The organism is Photobacterium sp. R1 (genome assembly GCF_054600795.1).
In genome coordinates this window covers 1-267 of record NZ_BAAHZP010000596.1, presented here as the reverse complement: position 1 = coordinate 267, position 267 = coordinate 1, and the positions used below count along the sequence as shown (strand labels likewise).

Here is a 267-nt window from a genome sequence, read left to right as displayed (position 1 = left end):
TCTCCCCTTCTATCGCGCTGGAGTGAAGGATATTGGCTAGCAGCGTATCGAGCAGGGTTTGAGTGCTGTCTTGCGACTGACTCATCATCTTGCCCAATAAAATCCCCTGGTTCAGGCGAACCTCTCTGAGACGCGGTTCGATAACGCTTTTATCCCACGTAAAATTCGGCCAGCCGGGTTGTTGCCATATCCACATCTGTCGCTCCGTGATGCAATAAAACACCTTATTCGAATCAAATTATGATTCATTAAAGAGGGTTAATCAAA

1 protein-coding gene is annotated in these 267 nt (G+C 46.8%); it reads right to left on the bottom strand.

Translation table 11 applies throughout. From position 1 onward, the window contains the following. Positions 1-196, bottom strand: a 196-nt coding sequence (locus ACYP03_RS26435; RefSeq protein WP_459782730.1) for a DUF4172 domain-containing protein, incomplete at its 3' end; no start/stop codon positions are given. Between the last annotated feature and the right edge of the window lie 71 nt (positions 197-267).